The sequence below is a fragment of the Nostoc sp. KVJ20 genome (genome assembly GCF_001712795.1).
In the GTDB taxonomy this organism is placed as follows: Bacteria; Cyanobacteriota; Cyanobacteriia; order Cyanobacteriales; family Nostocaceae; genus Nostoc.
Genome location: NZ_KV757810.1, coordinates 1 through 2,631, shown reverse-complemented (window position 1 = coordinate 2,631; position 2,631 = coordinate 1). Strand labels below are relative to the sequence as shown.

Annotated in this window: 2 protein-coding genes; both read right to left on the bottom strand. The window is 43.1% G+C overall.

Annotated features, from left to right (window positions below; genetic code table 11):
• Window positions 1-95: 95 nt before the first annotated feature.
• A complete protein-coding gene (gene ltrA / locus A4S05_RS37705; protein WP_256091401.1) occupies window positions 96-1,781 on the bottom strand; it encodes a group II intron reverse transcriptase/maturase in 1,686 nt (561 codons plus the stop codon).
• A gap of 457 nt (window positions 1,782-2,238) precedes the next feature.
• Window positions 2,239-2,469 carry a hypothetical protein gene (locus A4S05_RS41110; protein ID WP_141699933.1) on the bottom strand — a complete coding sequence of 77 codons (231 nt, stop codon included), beginning with the start codon at window positions 2,467-2,469 and terminating at the stop codon, window positions 2,239-2,241.
• Window positions 2,470-2,631 lie beyond the last annotated feature (162 nt).

Below are 2,631 nucleotides of genomic sequence, written 5' to 3'. Positions count from 1 at the left end.
GTTTAATGGGTAGGGCAGGGATATTTCTATCCCTTTCCCCCCGACAAACCGGACAAGCAAGTTAACCAAGCATCCGGCTTTAGCAAATCCTAAAGCTACCAAAGACTCAGTTCATCATCGAGTTCAGAATTGAGTTTCTGTACTAGAGAATGTATTTGTTGATGACAGTAATAATGCACTAGTTCCAAATTAGCGTAAGTATCGTTACCACCTTGATGACAAGGAATTATATGGTGCTTTTGTATGGGTTCATCATTGAGTAATGACTCCCCGCATACAGGACATTTAAATCCTTGTTTTTGGGCAAGCTTCTGGTAACTAGGAATTAAACTTTTAGATTTAATATTCTGACGGTTTTCCCAATAAGATTTTAGCTCTGGGTCATCGGTAGAATAAGCACCCTTAACCATTGGATGCCTCCTAATATTGAACCAGCTAAACTTGAGCAGATGTTTTCCCGTGCGCTTATCACCAAACACCCAGTAATCGCTTCTATCAAGATTTAGCCTTCCCCAATAACGACGGTTACACCAAGATTGATTTTTCTTGGCGTGCATTCTTTTGGCATACCTTCTCTCCCTAACAAACATCCATCTATCTAAAGAACTGAATATTTGTGAGGAAACTACAGTCCGATAATAGTTAGCTATTCCCCGAATAATTGGGTTTAGCTTGCCTATGACAAAATCAACACTACAACTTTTATTATCAAGCCATACTTGTTTGATTTTATCCCGGATATTTTGCAAAGATTCAATGCTTGGTTTGATTAATACTTTCCTACCTGTTTTGGTAGTGGAATCAGGGTATTGTCTGATATGAAAGCCTAAGAAGTTGAATCCATCCAACAGCCGTACTATGTGGGTTTTTGACTCCGATAGAGTTAGACCGCGAGTATTCATAAACTCTTGGAGGGTGTCATGTGCTTTGACAGCATCTTCCCGACTTTTGCAGAACACCACCAAATCATCGGCATAGCGCACAATACCACGGTCGCCAATCGTATGACCGTTTTTATCGTACTTGATACCGAGGGCAGATTCCATACCATGCAAAGCTATATTCGCAAGTAGAGGTGAAATAATTCCACCTTGAGGTACTCCAGCATTGGTATTATGGAAAACACCTTTATCCACATATCCCGCATTCAGCCATTGTTGAATTAATTTTCTGGCTGGAAAATTACCAATGGCATTAATTAGCGGTACATGAGAGATGTTATCAAAGCAACCTTCGATGTCCGCGTCTACCACCCACTTTTTAGTGGAGTTGGCTTTTGACATTGAATGTATCCTTTCAATCGCATCATGGCATGACCTTCCCGGTCTAAAGCCGTAGGAAGTGCGCTCAAAGTGCACTTCCCAATAGGGTTCCAAAGCATTTTTGACGATGGCTTGGAGACATCTATCGACAATACAAGGTATTCCGAGTGGTCTTTGTTTTCCATTAGATTTACGGATATACACCCGCTTAACTGGTAACGGCTTCCAAGGAATAAATTTGGTGAGGATATCCACCAACCACCCTCTAGCTGCCGGGGTTTTTACCAGTAATCTATCTACCCCTGCTGTTTTACTGCCTTGGTTTAGTTGCGTAACTCTTCTAACGGAAAGTACTATATTAGAGTAGCTACGCATAAGTAGCTTTTGAAGGCTGCCAACCTTTTTCAAGTTACCGCCAATGGTTGCCTTGAAAATTCTCTGTCTTAGTCGCCTAACTACTCGGAACGCGTTTCTCCAGTTGACGCTATTCCAGTCAGTAGTTCTTCCGGTTACGTTCACAATTTTTAATTGCACCTAACTTTTCCCGAAGAAGTTCGGTTTCCATTGCATTAGACTTCAAGGGATTCACTCGCCACACGTCAGCACTCTTTCAAGTTGGTCATTTGACCTATCTGCCCAGTTATGATTTCCTGTTGCCTTTCGACATAGCAGCATTCGCTTCTTGTGGCATCTTACACCCACTGGGGGATTAAAGCTGGATTACTCCAATCTCTACTTTTGACATCGACCTAGTTCAAAGACCCCATTGGGGTTACTTCGTATCACACGCGAGAGATGCAACTAGCTTGGGTTCCCTCTATACACCGGGGGTTCAAGGTGTCTACTGATTCTGAGGATTGGGCAGAATCACTTTACCCCTTTTACCGTCTCAGCCGTTTTCGGTAACTCCTCTTCACGATGCCTCAACGAGGATTCACATCTGTTAACCCTGTCTAGTTTTACCCTAGCGCTTCACCTAACTGTGCGGCTTGCTGATGTCGCGCATTTTACCCTCTAGCTTTGAAACATCGCAGTTACCCGCAATGCCCCTTCGGGCGGGTACTGGCATTTGACACTTGCCACGAGTTTTTCTGAGGAACTCACTCTCTACGTGCAACCGATAGTCGCACCCATCCCCTTTCGGGGCAATGACTTTGTAAAGAATCTTCTGCACAATACTACATTGGTGCAGGATGGGAGTTTCCATCCCCTTTCGGGGCAATGAGTTTGTAAAGGGAAGGCAGAGTGCCTAATCATACTTTTATCTTTTGTTTCCATCCCCTTTCGGGGCAATGAGTTTGTAAAGTTATCCTATAGTGATAGATTGCTTGCGATTGCTCATAGTTTAATGGGTAGGGCAGGGATATTT